The organism is Nocardia higoensis (assembly GCF_015477835.1).
In the GTDB taxonomy this organism is placed as follows: Bacteria; Actinomycetota; Actinomycetes; order Mycobacteriales; family Mycobacteriaceae; genus Nocardia; species Nocardia higoensis_A.
Genome location: NZ_JADLQN010000011.1, coordinates 1 through 14,237, shown reverse-complemented (window position 1 = coordinate 14,237; position 14,237 = coordinate 1). Strand labels below are relative to the sequence as shown.

The window sequence follows — 14,237 nt, the reverse complement described above, 5'->3', positions numbered from 1 at the left end:
AACTCCAAACAGAGATGTCAACTTTGTTGTCAACAATGTCCACAGTGAGGCGCGACCGCGCACCTGTCAACAATGTTGGCAAATTTGTGTGCGATGCTGTGGGTGTGAACCAGCACGACGAACACCGCGTCGCCCTGCGCGCGGCCCGCGATGCCTACGACCGCGCTCGCGCCGACCTGTTCGCCGCGATCACCGCGGCCCTCGACGCCGGGGTCGGGGTGAGCGCGGTGGCCCGCGATGCCGACTTCAGCCGCGAATACGTCTCCCGGATCCGCGACGGCAAAGGCCCCAAAGACCTTCGGTAGACAGGCGACGACGCGGTGTCACCGACGTGCTGTCCGGGAGTTCGAGCCGAAAACGCAGCGCAGCAATCAGCGTGTGGACGACTGTGTCGAGCGACTCCAGTAGCGCTACCGCCCATATGGCCACTCCCCGGCCTATCGGCCCGGGGGCGCAGGACGCCGGGATAGGGCAGAGTCTCGTCGCCTGAGCGCTTCCACTTCGCCCGCATGATCCACCCCTAGGCAGCGCTGTTCGAAGCGCAAGTCCGTCAATCGGCTCCATAGCTGGGCAAAAAAATGCCCCTGAGCATGGCGCTCAGGGGCGGAGCGGGCGGCTGGCCCGCGCCAGCCACCTATGCCTGGGTGTTACGGCCGGCCATGAGACCGGCGAACACCGTCAGCATCGTCTGCACAGCGGTGGGCCAGTCCACCAGGAGCCCCACCGGGATCGCGGTGAGGATCGCGATATAGAGCTCCCAGAAGGTCGCCGGGCCCGGCTGCGGGGCCGGCTGGTTGGTGGCATTCGAGGCCAAGTCGGTCATGGTGTCGTCCTTTCAGGTGGGTGATGCCTGCTGGGACCCGCGCTGTGAATCCCTGTCGGTGAAACCCAAGCTACGGCTTCAGATTTCTGCCAGATAGCGCTGAAAACGACTGCTTCAGATCGCTTTTCGTGACAATCTTCGACCCCATCCGGCCGGTACCGAAAAGCGGTTCGCAGAAGCCGGAATTCGGTAGAGCGCGAGCGGCAATGACGCAGCCATGCTGGCGATACACAGACAAGGAGGCGCGCTAGATGGACCCCCTGACCGACCTGATCATCGGAAAGATGCAGGAGGCGAGTGTGAGCGCTGAAGCGCTGACTCGCGCCATCTACGGGCCGGGCAGCCCCTACAAGGGGCGCGTGACCCGGCGGATCAGTAACGGTGTTCTCAACGAGGACGACATCGCTTTTCTCCACACATCGGTGGAGCTACTGCAGATTCGAGCCGACGAACTGCTACGCGCCTTGCTTCCTGGTGTACCCACAGCGGAATCGCTGGTCATCGCGAACAAGGAGCTACGAATGAAACTGAACGCCATCCATGAACATCTCGCCACCGACCCGGGCGAGTCGGGAATCGGTGTGGTGCGCGACATCACCGCCTCCGGCCGTTGGGCTTGCGGCATCTTGCCCTACCTCTCGGGCCCGTCGGACACGCTGAAGGTGCTCACGACCACCCGAGTCGCAGTCACCTTGTCGCGGCCTGAACTGCTCGAGGAGGGCAAAACCGTACGCGGGATGTTCATGGAGGACTTCGGTCAGATCCTCGGCGATCGAGCAGTGTTCGCCGGACCGGCGGTGCGTCCCCTCGCCCTGCCCGCAGTACCGACCGCTCCTGATCAGGTTGTGCACCTGCTGATCCCCGCTTTCTCCCGCGATCGCTCACCTTCGCCGATGCCACTTGATCTGCCCAAGCTCGGCACCTCGATCGTGATCGTCTCGACCCTGCAGAGCGCTTGGTGCTCGAATGTCGCCGCGCTGGTCGGTCGCGCGATTGGGTGGGGCGTAGAGAATGCCTCCTCGGTTCGCCGTGTCGCCGCGCCGATCCTCGACGGTGACCGCGACCTGTTCATCGCCCGGATGAACAAGCTGCGCAACGATGGGCTGCGGTCCAAGCTGCTCAAGCCCACGGAGTGCACCGTGCTGCACCACACCGGGCATGCAGTCGTCGACACCAACGGCGAGCTCGTCGAGGGCCATCCGGTCGTCGACCTGCTCTCCGCCGACTTCGACTTCGACCCGCCGTTCCTGGTGGTCCTGCGGGAGTCCGACGGGATGATCGCAAACCAGGACCGGGTGGCCTTGAGGTTCAAGGACGCCAGTCCCCGTTGGCCAGTCGACAGGTGGGCCGCGTGGCGCGACGAGCTCGTCGACAGCGTCGAGCCCTTGGTTCGGCAGCGGCGCGCGATGATCGTCGACTTGGACTATCCCTGGGCGACCCCTGACAGCACCAGCCAAGCGCCCGAGGATGCCGAGCTATCCAACCAATTGCTCTGGCAACGCACCATCAAAAGTGCTGTGAAGATCGTCAGCCGACTACTCGAGTGGGGTGGCGCCGGTATCAAACATCCGCCCACCAACCTCGACCCCGAGGCCGAGAGCCTACTGAAGACCGAGTGGCGGTACTAACCCCCAACGTCAAGCCCGCGAACCACCTCGCCTGAGCAACAGAGCCGTCCCAGTACCCCGTACCAGCCCGGAAGAAGGCAAACATCATGCCCTCCATCAACGTCACCAACAATCCCAACCCTGCGATAGCGCTGGTCAACAAAGTCATTCACGCAGCTGTGCAACTGAACCCCACCGTGTCCGGAAGCCTTCCTCCGGTGCAGTTCGCCCAGCAGCTTCGCGCACACTTCCCCACCATCGAGCATTCCGTGGAGAAACCGAACGGCTTCTTCGAACTCGACCTCGGCAACCTGAGGATGATGTGGGTGGCCTGCTACGACCAGTTCGGCAGCTGCGTGATCTTCTTCGTCACCCACTGCGAACCGGTGTACGGCGCAGAGGTCATGGTGAACTTCATCGACGAGCTCCGCGGCGCTTGCGCCCGAGCAGACTTCGAGTTCGGCGCGCTCAACGGACCCATGTACGAGGCCGAGCCCGACGTATGCCGCATCCTCGCCCAGGGCAACGTGGTTTAACCGGACTCCCACCGGAGCCTGCCCCAACGACAACGGCGGGCCACCTGATGGGAGTGGCCCGCCGTTGCGTATCCGCCGAGCACCGACCGGGCCGCGGCTCCCGGCTGCGAGTCAGCTGGCAATGTCGAACAGGGCGAGCGGATCACTTTGCATCGTCTGCTCGGCGGTAGTGACGGGTAGGTCGAACAACGTCGGCGAGGACACCGCGGTGTCGACGGCGCGCTGCTCGGCGCGTTCCCGGATCGCGCACGTCGGCCCGATACCGGCGGCGATCGATCGCGCGGACAGCAGCCAGCCGTGGCAGCGGCGGCAGTGCGCGACCAACCGCACCGTGGGCCCTTCGGCGATATCGGTCATCTCGTTCTCCCCTGCGACCGGTCGGTGAGCTGCTCCAACATCTCAGCGTGACACAACCGACCGACAAACCCAGTGCCTCTACGGCAGGTCGAGCAGGATCAATTGGTGCGATTCACCGCCGCCATGCTGACCCAGCGATTCAGGAGAGCAGGGCGAGCAGGATGAATGCCCCTGCCGCGAGCGGGATCAGCAGCAGCCAGCGCAGGTCCAGCGGTTCGGGCATACGGAAGTCGGTGGTCTGTTCCAGGTGCCGCAGATGGCGCAGCGTGCGCCTCTCCGCGTCGGTGAGTCCGTAACTCACCGGCTCAGGTGGGGTGGCCCGCGGACAGGTCGGGGTGGCGTGGAACTGGTCCAGGCAGTAGATGTTCAGGCACCGGTACATCGGATACGGCTGCGGATACATCGCCCACCCCTTCCTCGGTGACCACCCGCCGGCGGGCGTGGCAGCCCACGCCGGTGGAGACTATCGGTCCGCTCCGACATCCGGGGCGGGGTCGAGGCAGTAGAAGTGCCCCGTCCACTCCCGGCCGGCGTCGAGCGCGGCTTCGAACTCCGCGTCGTCAGGCAGCGGCGGGCTGTAGGCGGAGATGAGGCCGGGGCGGTCTGCGTGGTAGCGGCGGGCCCGCTCGGTCGCCCGAGCACTCTTCTCGGCCCGCATGATCCGCTCGTAGGTCCAGAACTCCCCATCCGGCCAGTGTGGTTGCCCGTCGCGCAGCGGCGGATAGTGCAGCTGGTAGCAGAACGCCGCGGTGTGCTTGTTGCGTTCGGCGATCCAGGCGATCCACGCCGGAATCAGCAGGGGCGCCTCCACCGCGCGGGCGGCGCGCTCAGCGAACCCGCTCACCGCAGTCGCGCCGGCGGGGTCACGCAGGGCAGCGGCCCGTACCCGCGTGGCCGCCGACGCGTCGGTACGGGTCCGCTTGGACTTCCCACCTCGCCTAGTCATAGCCGACAACTATAGATCGACATCGGTCGTCGGTGGGAGTGTCGCGCGTCTGCGAGCCCGCCGGATCGGTGCGTCGAGGATTCGCCACCTCCCATGCAGCGCAGGCGGTAGCAGCCACAACCCTGCGCGCCATCACCATCCCCACTACGGAAAGCGTCACCTCATCCACAGCGCATCCGCAATCCGAACCCACACATCGCGCCCACCCCCATTTGTCCGGTCCACGTGGACCTTTCGGACCGCGCCTGCCTGACCTGCGGCACGAAAAGTTGGGGCGCACAGCTCGGCAGCGCAGGTGTTCGGATCTACCTTTCGGATCGAGGGGCGTCGGCCCGGCTGGAGCACGCTACGGAGCGATCGACAGCGGAGCGACTGACAGCAGCGAGCGGATCTTTGCAGATCGGCATCAGCAGCCACGAAACCTACATCCGAACTCCGAACCCACCCACGAAAAGTAGACCCGAACACCGAAAAGTTCATCTGAACAGGACAACACCATTCATCAGCTCTAAAAGCCCCTTCAAACTCATGGACGACCCGTACACCTCATGCTCTGTAGGTAACGACCCGGTCACGTCACCTGGGGTTTCCGTACCGTGGAGTATGTGATGTCGGTGGCGAAATTGAGCGCGGGAGACGGGTTCTCGTACTACCTGCGCGTCATCGCCACCCACGACGCGAACGAGCGCGGCCGTCAGCCGCTGGCCGATTACTACAGCGAGCGCGGCGAATCCCCGGGCGTCTGGCTGGGTTCCGGACTGAGGTCGCTGGGCATCACAGCGGGCGAGCAGGTCCGGGAATCCCAGATGCGGGCGTTGATCGGTGAAGGCCTGCACCCGGACGCCGACGCGATCATCGACGAGGCGATCGCCACGCAGATCGGTTTGGGCGCGAAGCGCAAGGACGCGATCCGCTACGCCCACGCCCAGGCCCGTCTCGGAGCACCATTCAGCCGCTACACCTTCGCCGAGGGCAGCTACCGCCACCAGGTCGCCGAAGCGTTCGCGGCCTGGAACGCCGAGCACGGTTTCGGCGAGGACCAACTCGTGCCGGTGGAGGTGCGCCAGCAGATCCGCACCGACACCGCTCGGCGGATGTTCGCCACCGAGCACGGCCGCGTCCCGGACAACGACCGGGAGTTGTCGTCGTGGATCGCGGTGTCCTCGCGCCCGGTCCGGACCGCGGTCGCCGCCTATGACCTCACCTTCTCCCCCGTGAAGTCGGTCTCGGCGTTGTGGGCGGTCGCTTCGCGTGAGGTCGCCGAAGCGATCGAAGCCGCCCACCATGCCGCGATCGCCGACGCGCTGGTCTACCTGGAATCCCATGCCACCTACACCCGCATCGGCCGCCACAGCGTCCGCCAGGTCGAAGTGGAAGGCCTGATCGCCACCGCGTTCGACCACCGTGATTCCCGCGCCGGTGACCCGGACCTGCACACCCATGTCGTCATCTCCAACAAGGTCCGTCGCCTCGACGGGCAGTGGGGTGCGCTGGATGGGCGGATGATCTACCGGCACAACGTCGCCGCCTCCGAGCTCTACAACACCCGCCTCGAACACCACCTCGAGCAGGGGCTCGGCCTGGTGTTCGCCGACCGCGCCACCGCAGCCGGCAAGCGCCCGATCCGGGAGATCGTCGGTGTCGACGAGCGGCTGCTGGCGGTGTGGTCCAAGCGGCGGGCCGCGATCACCGCCGCGACCGGCGAACTCGCCCGCCAGTTCGCCGCTGATCACGGGCGCGAGCCGACTCCGATGGAGTTGCTGGACCTGGCCCAGCAGGCGACGCTGTCGACACGGCGCGGGAAGCTGCCCGCCCGTTCCCGCGCCGAGCAGCGCACCGCCTGGCGAGCGGATGCGGTCGGAGTGCTCGGCGACGAGGCTGCGGTCGAGGCGATGGTCGAACGTGTGCTCTCCCAGGCACTCCCTGGTCGGGGCGCGATCGTGATCGGTGAGGTCGCTCGGGCGGCGGTCGAGGTGGTGGCGCAGTCGCGGGCGACCTGGCAGCACCACCACATCCGCGCCGAGGTCGAACGCCAACTGCGTGGAGCCGTCGCGCCCGGGGAGTGGGCTGGCCTGGTCGAGCAGATCATCGATGCCGCGTTGTCGCCGCCGATCTCGCTGCGCCTGGGGCTGCCCGAGCAGGTCCCGCCCGCACCGGGGTTGACCCGCAGTGACGGCACCAGCGTGTACACCACCGCCCGCTCGACGCGCTACACCTCGCAGGCGATCCTCGACGCCGAGCAGCGCCTGATCGCCGCGAGCGGCCGCCACGACGGCCGCACCCTCCCCGCGGCCGCGATCGAGACCGCGATCATCGAGCACGCCGCCAACAATCCCGGCCGCGCCCTGAACGCCGGGCAGCGGGAGATGGTGCGCACTTTCGCCACCTCCGGCGCCCGTCTACAGGTCGGCCTCGCTCCCGCCGGGACCGGGAAAACCACGGCGATGCAGGTCCTCACCCGCGCCTGGACCGACGCCGGCGGCACCGTGCTCGGGCTGGCGCCGACCGGGTCGGCGGCCGCGGTGCTGGCCGAGGAGATCGGGTCGCCGACCGCGACCGTGGACATGCTGATTGCCCAGGTGTCCCGCGCGGCATCCGATCCCCGCCACGTCCCGCCTGACTGGGTGAACCGTGTCGGGCCGGGCACGCTGGTCATCGTTGACGAAGCCGCCAAATGCTCCACGCTGTCGCTGGACTCCGCGGTCGGGTGGCTGCTGCAGCGGGGTGCAAGCGTGCGGGCGATCGGTGACGACCGCCAACTGGCCTCGGTCGCCGCCGGCGGGGTAATCCGCGACATCGTCGCCCGCACCGGCGCGGCCACCTTGTCCCAGGTCATGCGGTTCACCGACCCCGGAGAGCGCGCGGCCAGCCTCGCCATCCGCGACGGCGACCCCGCCGGGCTGGCCCACTACCTCGACCACGACCGCCTCCGCACCGGCCCGCTCGATGTAGTCGTCGAGGACGTCTTCGCCGCCTGGGCCGCCGACATCGACAACGGTCTCGACTCCGCCCTGCTGGCCCCCACCCGCGAACTGGTCACCGCGCTCAATCACCGTGCCCGCACCGCGCGGCTGGCCCGCGACGGCGGTATCGACGGTCGGGAAGTCGCCCTCGCCGACGGGCTTTCAGCCTCGGCCGGGGATGTGATCTGCACCCGCCGCAACAACTACCAGCTGCGGATCTCAGCAACCGACACCGTCCGCAACGGCTACCGCTGGACCGTGCGCAAAGTCCACCCAGATGGCCGGATCACCGCCACCCACCTCGGCTCCGGACGCCGCGTCACCCTGCCCGCCGACTACGTGCGCGAACACACCCACCTCGGCTACGCCACCACCATCGACACCAGCCAAGGCATGACCGTCGACACCTGCCACGGCGTGCTCACCGGCCGCGAATCCCGCGCCCAGGCCTACGTGATGCTCACCCGCGGCCGCACCCGCAACCACATCTACCTCGCCACCACCGACGGCGACACCGCGCCGACCGCCTGGCCCACCGTCCTGCCGCCCACCGCCCTCGATGTGCTCACCGGGATCCTCGCGCGCGAAGGCACACAAACCTCGGCCTCGACCGACCAGCGCGAAGACGCCGACCCACGGCAACGGCTGGCCGGGGTCGTCGACGCCTACTGCGACGCCCTGGCCGTGGCCGCCGAAACCCGTGTCGGCGCCGCACAGTTGGCCGCGATCGACGCTGCCGCCGAACAGGTCCATCCCGGGCTGACCGCCGCCGCAGCGTATCCGGTGCTGCGCCAGCACCTGGCCACCCTCGCTCTGCACGGCCACGACCCCATCACCGCGCTGCGTACCGCCGCCCGGGGCCGTGAACTGCACACCGCCGACGATCCGGCCGCGGTGCTGGACTGGCGTATCGACTCCACCGGCGAGCACCACCAGCGCCCGGGCCCATTGACCTGGGTGCCCGAACTCCCGCCCGTCCTGGCCGCCGACCCGCAGTTCGGGCCGCACCTGCAAGCCCGACGTGACCAGATCCAGGACCTGGTCGCCCAGATCACCGCCACCACCCGCGCCTGGACACCAGTGAACGCGCCCCGGTGGGCGCAACCCCTGCTCGACGCTCCGCGGCTGGCAGCGGATCTGGCGATCTGGCGAGCCGCCCACGGCATCGACGACACCGACCGCCGCCTCACCGGCCCACCCCGCTACCCCACCGCCGAACGCCGCACTCAACACCACCTCGACACCCGAGCCGCCACCCGCCTCGGCGACCACAACGTCGACGTGCGCCGCTGGCAGCCCCTCGCCGACCAGCTCGGCACCGGGATCACCGCCGACCCGTACTGGCCGATCCTGGCCCGCGAACTCACCGCCGCCGCCCGCACCGGCCTCGACATCCCCCGTGCGCTCACCCGCGCGGCCGCCGTGCGGCCGCTACCGGTCGAGCAGCCCGCCGCCGCGCTGCGCTGGCGCCTGACCGAAACCCTCGACACACACCCACCCCACCCGCCCTTCGTCGACGCGCTCCAACAGATGCGCGATGACCCGCTGCGCCGCATGACCGACGCCGAACTCGACGCCCACATCCGGTACCTGGCGGGTGTGGTCCAGCACGATGGGCTGATGGAGGCCATCCGCTTCGCCGGCGGCGACTCCCAACGCGCACTCCCCCGCGTCCAGGACCGACACGCAGACGAGGACCGCGAAGCCGCCGCGATCCTCGCCGCCCAAGCCGCCGCCCGAACCGCCCAGGCCGCCGCCCGCGAACACGCCGCCGCGGCCGCCGAGCTGGCTCGGCTACGCCAAGCCCCCGTCCCCTCCAAGCTGTTGCGCCGCAACGCCCACAACACCCACCAGGCCACACTTGCCGAACTCGCCTCCGAGACCGAACGCCTCCGCCAGGCCGCCTTGACCGCTGAGCACGCTGCCCGTGACGCCGCCTACCGGACCCACACCCCGCAAGCCCGGTGGGACAGGGCGCTCGCCCGCCACGGCGACCACGAACGCCGACAGGCCGAACTCGACACCGCCCGCGACACCGACGCGCAACGCGACGCCGACCAGGCCGCCGGCCGAGCCCGCGTCGATGCCATCCGCGACCAGCGCCGCACCGCGGTCGGTGAGCGCGGCCGCCGTCGCGCGCTCACCGACCCCGAACGCGCCCTCGAACACCGCGCCCGCATCGAAATCCACGGTGGGCAACTGCCCGCAGAACCTGACGAGCGTCCGCAGCAGCAGCTGGATTCCTACCAGCACGATGCGTCGGCGGGGCGCAACCAAGGCACGGACATCGGTCCGTAGACCGCCCTGTCCGCTACGTCCGCGTGGGCGGCAGGCGGAAAGACGAGGCAGCCTCGTCGCCTTGTGAATGTTCTGCGACCTGGCTGAGGCTGGCTGATGATGGGGGGACTCGATGGAGGGAACAGGTTCATGGGTCTGTGGGAGGACGCTCAGCACGCGAATGCCGAGAGCGATCGGGCAGCTCAGCAGCGACAACGAGAACTGAGCGATCGCGCCCGTCGACAGCGGGACCAGCTACGTGAATTCGTCGAAGCCATGAACCGACTCGGGGTGGCAGTCGAGCGCTATCGACTCCACGCCACCAAGATCGCATATGGGGACACCTACTGCATCGACAGCCGCAAAGCAGTCACCGGCTGGTCTTTCTACTCATGGTCCGATCTGCACCGGACCTTCCACTATGTCGTGACTCCCGAGCTGGAGGTCTACAACACCGCCACGCAACGTATGGAGCCGGGGTTCATGGGATTCGGACAACGCTGGACCGTCACACCCCTGGACCTACCGATCGACCAAGTGCGCGGATTGTCCTATTCCGAACGGCCACTGGAGCAGGCGTTGAAGGAGAAGCTCGCTCAGCTACTGCGCGAACGTTGATCCAGTCACCACTCACAGCTCTAGCGCTCGAAGTCTCGGTCCTGGTCTGTGTCATAAGGCAAGTGCGGTAGTCCGAGGCCGGAGTGCTTCTCGTGCACGGATTCCGGTGTCTGCCGCGGTGCGGGCTTGGGCTTCGGCCCGGCCGCCCGCGTGGGGGCAGACCCGGTCTCCTGGTCGAGCCAGGCCAGACGATCGGCGGCAGTCCGCCGCCGTGTGGGTTTCGCTGGTGTGGCGGGGGCGTCGAGGATTTGGCCTCGGGCGTCGATGCGTGGTCCCTTTCCGGCCCCAACTTGGGCGATCCGGCGTGCTTTCCAGCCGTCGTGGGCGGCGGCGATCTCGGTTTCCAGCTTGCCGCGGCTGGTCTCGTCGACGCGGTCGACGATGGCGCGGGCCCGCTGCTCGGCCGCCCACATCGGCGATCCGTGATCGCGCACATACCGTTTCGTCGGGTCGAGCCCGTCCAGGCGCATGTGCACCTCGGTCAACACGTGGCGGGCGTTGCCGGCCATCACCTGCGCGGCGTGCGCGCGGTCGGACGCGGCGAGCATGTCACCGACGGTGAGCAGGCAGTCGCTCAACGCCTGCATCAACGCCAGATCCGAGGTGACCGGCGACTGCGTCGACCACAGCATCCGCGCGACCGCCCGCATCCCGGGCCCGTGCACCCCGTGCGGGCGCCGCCGATGCGCGGGCAACTGGCCCGCGCGGGCGAGCTGCCGCGACAGCTGGTCCAACGGCCCCGGGGTGGTTTCGGTGCGCACGCTCGCCGCCGCGAACACCCCCGCCGTCTGGGAAGCGGCCTGCGCCCACGCATCCTGGTCCTCGACCGGGATGGTGCGCATGTACTGCGACCACTGCGACAGCTGCCATACCGCGTCCTGCCGCGACAGCTGATCCGGGCTGATCGCTCGTCCGGAGCGCGTCGTCGACGCCCGCCCCCACTCCGCGACCGCCGCCGCCTGCGCCTGCTCGGACTGCTCCCAACCCGCCCAGGACCGCAACGACGCCAGAGTGAGGTCCTTGGCCAACTGCCCGCCGCCGTACCAGACCGCCTTCTCCCACGCCCCGGACCGCAAGTTCTTCTGCGCGGGCATCCGCACCGCATACCCGACCACCTGATCGGTGCCACCCTTGGCGAACCGGGGGCGCAACACCATCCCCTCGCCCCGTAGCGCCGCGACGAACTCCGCCTCGGTCTCCGACGCGACCGCCGCGGCCCGCACCCGCCGGCGCAGCGCTTCGCGGTCGGTCTCGGCGGCGCCGACCCGCTCGGCGCGGCCCCGCTCGTCCGGACGCGTCGCCGCCTCGGTGCCGCGGTCCTCCCGCGACACCAGCACCTGCAGCCCGAACTCGCGCTCCAGCAGCGCGGCCGCGTCCTGCGAGCGTTTCCAGTCCCGCCGCACATCCGCCAGCGACCCGTCCGGACGCACCACGCTCATCGCCACATGGATGTGGTCACCCCCGGCCTTGGTCAGGCCGTGATGGATCGCCGTCCACCGCACATCCGGCGCCCCACCAGCAGAGTCGGTGAACCCCATCTCGGTCATGAACCGCCGCGCGATCCGCGCCCAGGTCTCCTCGTCTAGCTGCCCCTCGCGCGGGCCCAGGCTCAGCGAGCAGTGCCACACGTTCTGATCCCGGGTCGCTTCCTCGAACGCCTTCCGGCGCTCCATGCCCTCATCGATCAGGCCGTAGGCCTTCTTGTAGTTCGTCACCAGCACCGGCGCCCCCCGCAGCACGGTCTGGCGCGGGGAATCCAGCAGCTTCGCCAACTCGGTCGCCCGGACCGGGTCGATACCGCCGGAGTAGACCGCCATCGTCACCACATCCCCGGCGATCACCTTCGGGTTCGTGTGCTCGTTCGCCCGCCCGGGACCGGCCAGATAGCGCAGCAGGCCGCGCATGTCCGAGCCCTTGACCACGTTCGGCATCACCGCCGCATCACACCCCGTCGATCTCGTCGGGGTCGACCGAGCCCGCCCACTCCTCCGAGATCGGCAGATCCGCCTCGACATCCACCGACACCCCGGTCACCGCCGGATCCAAACCCATCACCCACCGCGCGGTCGCATCCACGCTCAAGCACGCCCGCGTCACCGCGTGCAGCGAGTCGATCAAATGCTCGGGGATCTCCCGGTTCTGATGCGCCCACCGCACCAGCTGGTTCAGGTTGTTGCCGATCCGGCGGATCTGGTCGTCGAACTCCAGCAACTGCAGCGCCGCATGCGCGCGGCCGGCCTCCGCCCGCCCGGAATCGGTCGCCGACTCCACCAGCAGCCGCGGCACCGACACCCCCGCCTCCAACGCCCGACGGGTGAGGTCTTCGTGCTCGGCATCCGACAGCTTCACGATGTGCCGGTGCGGGCGCCCGCCGGGCACGTTCGCCTGCCGCTCTCGGCGCACCCGCGCCCGGCGATCCGGTGACTCCCCTGCCATCCGCAGCTCTCCTCACAGCCCAGCGCAGCGACCACCCGAACGGGTGGGGTGACCGGTCTAGGTCACCTAAATACTAGCTCGCTCTCTTCTTCTTCCAGAGTATCCGACCCGAGCCCGCTGGGGCGGGAAGACCTCACCGGGCGGATCGGGAACGACGCCTGAATCCACCCGGCCGCCGCACACTTGGCCGGCCGCCGCCGACGGCGCTGATGCGCACCGGCGCCCACGCGGGGCCACATCTGGAGGGAGCGCACGAGCCCCGGCGGTAAGGTCACCGCACGGAGTCCCTGGTTGGTTCGCGCTACCAGGGACTCCGCACACAGAAGGCCCCCGCCGGGTTCCCGCCGGCGGGGGCCTTCGTGCTGGTGCGCAGAGGTGGGCTAGACCGGGCGCGGGCCGGAGACCTTCGTGGCCGCTTCCAGGGCGCGACCGACCGTGGAGTGCGGCAGCCCCAGCAGGGTGCCGATCGCGTTGGGCGACGTGCCGGTCGAGACCGCCTCATAGATCGCGGTCAGTTCCTCGATGGTCTTGCGGGAGAGCTTGCGATCGACGACCGCGCGCGCGATTCCTGCCGCCTCCGCGCGCGAGAGTGCGCGATCGAACGGGCCGTGCCCGGCGCCGGTTCGCGCGCGCGGCGCGCTGTCGATCGCGCGCGCGAGTGCACCCTGGATCGTCGCCGATCGCGCGCGGCCCGCGCGCGATGGCTGCGCGCGATCGACGCCGTCGCGCGCGATCGACGCCACCGGATTCCGATCGCGCGCGAGCGAGACCACCGCGCGCCGATCGCGCGCGAGCGCCTGCGTCGCGCGCGCGACGGTCGCGCGTTCCTCCTCATCGGTCGCGCGTTCAGCGGCGTCGGCTCGCGCGTCCGCAGCGGCTTCCTCGGCCGAGTGATCGACGCGCGACTCGTGATCGGTTCCCAGGTCAGATCCTGTTTGCGCGACGCGCGACGCGCGAGTGCTCACCTGCTCGTCGCGCGCGATCGACGCGCGATCGGGCACCTCGATCAAACGATCGGCCGCCTCCGGTTCGCGCGCGATCGACTCTTCGCGCGCGATCGGCGCGGTGGTCTCGCTCGCGCGTGAACGCGCGATCTGCTCGCTCGCGCGCGGCGCGCTATCGACTCCGCGCGCGGTCGATTCCGCGCGTTCGCGCGGCGCGCGATCGATCGTTTCAACCTCGCGCGCGATCGACTGCTCGCCCGCGATCGGCGCGGTTTCCTCGGTAGCGCGCGGCGACGCGGCGGCCACCTCCGGCGCGGGGGCGGGGTTCAGTTCGGCTTCGTACTGGGCGATCACCTCGTCGTCGTCGGCGGCCGGGATGGGGGCCAGCGCCGGTGCGGGCTCGGGGGTGGTGACGCGGTGGCCGGTGTCGGCCAGGGCGGCGAGGCGTTCGGCGATGTCGTCTCCGGCTTCGTCAGCGGCGGTCGAGGCGCGGTCGATGGCCAGGCCGTAGCGGCGCATCACCGCGGTGTGGGCGAACAGGGCGACACCGACCATCACCGGGGCCACGGAGTGCACGGCGACGTTGAACAGGTCCCCGGTCTTCAGGTACGGGTAGGTGTTCAAACCGATGCTCATCGCCAGCAGCGCACCCTCGATCCACCGGATCAGGGTCTCGTCCTCGGTGACCTTCCACCGCGCGACAGCGGCGGAATTGACCATGAACACCACC

General features: G+C 69.2%; 12 protein-coding genes. 5 read left to right on the top strand and 7 right to left on the bottom strand.

All coding sequences use genetic code 11. The features are described from left to right. The first annotated feature begins 104 nt into the window (after positions 1–104). Positions 105–305, top strand: coding sequence for a hypothetical protein (locus IU449_RS27475; protein ID WP_228805821.1), 201 nt, complete (start codon positions 105–107; stop codon positions 303–305). 329 nt (positions 306–634) lie between these two features. On the opposite strand, the gene IU449_RS27470 is transcribed toward IU449_RS27475, so the two are convergent. Beyond that, complete coding sequence (locus IU449_RS27470; RefSeq protein WP_195005083.1) at positions 635–823, bottom strand: hypothetical protein; 189 nt, start codon at positions 821–823, stop codon at positions 635–637. A 251-nt stretch (positions 824–1,074) separates the two neighbouring features. Here IU449_RS27470 and IU449_RS27465 point away from each other — a divergent pair, with 251 nt between their 5' ends. Together IU449_RS27465 and IU449_RS27460 are read left to right on the top strand one after the other, a co-directional pair. Continuing rightward, positions 1,075–2,451 carry a hypothetical protein gene (locus tag IU449_RS27465; RefSeq protein WP_195005082.1) on the top strand — a complete coding sequence of 459 codons (1,377 nt, stop codon included), beginning with the start codon at positions 1,075–1,077 and terminating at the stop codon, positions 2,449–2,451. A gap of 86 nt (positions 2,452–2,537) precedes the next feature. Continuing rightward, positions 2,538–2,966 (top strand): hypothetical protein, encoded by a 429-nt coding sequence (locus tag IU449_RS27460; protein WP_195005081.1) that lies wholly within the window; start codon positions 2,538–2,540, stop codon positions 2,964–2,966. Between the two features lie 111 nt (positions 2,967–3,077). Here the strand turns inward: IU449_RS27460 and IU449_RS27455 are convergent, their stop codons facing one another. The 3 genes from IU449_RS27455 to IU449_RS27445 form a co-directional block, all read right to left on the bottom strand. Further along, positions 3,078–3,323, bottom strand: coding sequence for a DUF6011 domain-containing protein (locus IU449_RS27455; protein WP_228805813.1), 246 nt, complete (start codon positions 3,321–3,323; stop codon positions 3,078–3,080). A gap of 186 nt (positions 3,324–3,509) precedes the next feature. Next, a complete protein-coding gene (locus IU449_RS29920) occupies positions 3,510–3,581 on the bottom strand; it encodes a hypothetical protein (protein ID WP_195005118.1) in 72 nt (23 codons plus the stop codon). A 205-nt stretch (positions 3,582–3,786) separates the two neighbouring features. Continuing rightward, positions 3,787–4,269, bottom strand: a complete 483-nt coding sequence (locus IU449_RS27445) for a hypothetical protein (RefSeq protein WP_195005080.1) — start codon at positions 4,267–4,269, stop codon at positions 3,787–3,789. Between the two features lie 608 nt (positions 4,270–4,877). Here IU449_RS27445 and mobF point away from each other — a divergent pair. Both mobF and IU449_RS27435 read left to right on the top strand, forming a co-directional pair. Continuing rightward, the gene (gene mobF / locus IU449_RS29570) at positions 4,878–9,530 is read left to right on the top strand and encodes a MobF family relaxase (protein ID WP_195005079.1); all 4,653 of its coding nucleotides are present in this window, start codon (positions 4,878–4,880) and stop codon (positions 9,528–9,530) included. Positions 9,531–9,659: 129 nt separating this feature from the next. Further along, the gene (locus tag IU449_RS27435) at positions 9,660–10,127 is read left to right on the top strand and encodes a hypothetical protein (RefSeq protein ID WP_195005078.1); all 468 of its coding nucleotides are present in this window, start codon (positions 9,660–9,662) and stop codon (positions 10,125–10,127) included. 20 nt (positions 10,128–10,147) lie between these two features. Here IU449_RS27435 and IU449_RS27430 read toward each other — a convergent pair whose 3' ends face one another. From IU449_RS27430 to IU449_RS27420, 3 genes are all read right to left on the bottom strand, one after another. Further along, positions 10,148–12,058 carry a relaxase/mobilization nuclease domain-containing protein gene (locus IU449_RS27430; protein ID WP_195005077.1) on the bottom strand — a complete coding sequence of 637 codons (1,911 nt, stop codon included), beginning with the start codon at positions 12,056–12,058 and terminating at the stop codon, positions 10,148–10,150. A 10-nt stretch (positions 12,059–12,068) separates the two neighbouring features. After that, the gene (locus IU449_RS27425; protein WP_195005076.1) at positions 12,069–12,563 is read right to left on the bottom strand and encodes a MobC family plasmid mobilization relaxosome protein; all 495 of its coding nucleotides are present in this window, start codon (positions 12,561–12,563) and stop codon (positions 12,069–12,071) included. A 380-nt stretch (positions 12,564–12,943) separates the two neighbouring features. Further along, positions 12,944–14,026, bottom strand: coding sequence for a hypothetical protein (locus IU449_RS27420; RefSeq protein WP_195005075.1), 1,083 nt, complete (start codon positions 14,024–14,026; stop codon positions 12,944–12,946). Between the last annotated feature and the right edge of the window lie 211 nt (positions 14,027–14,237).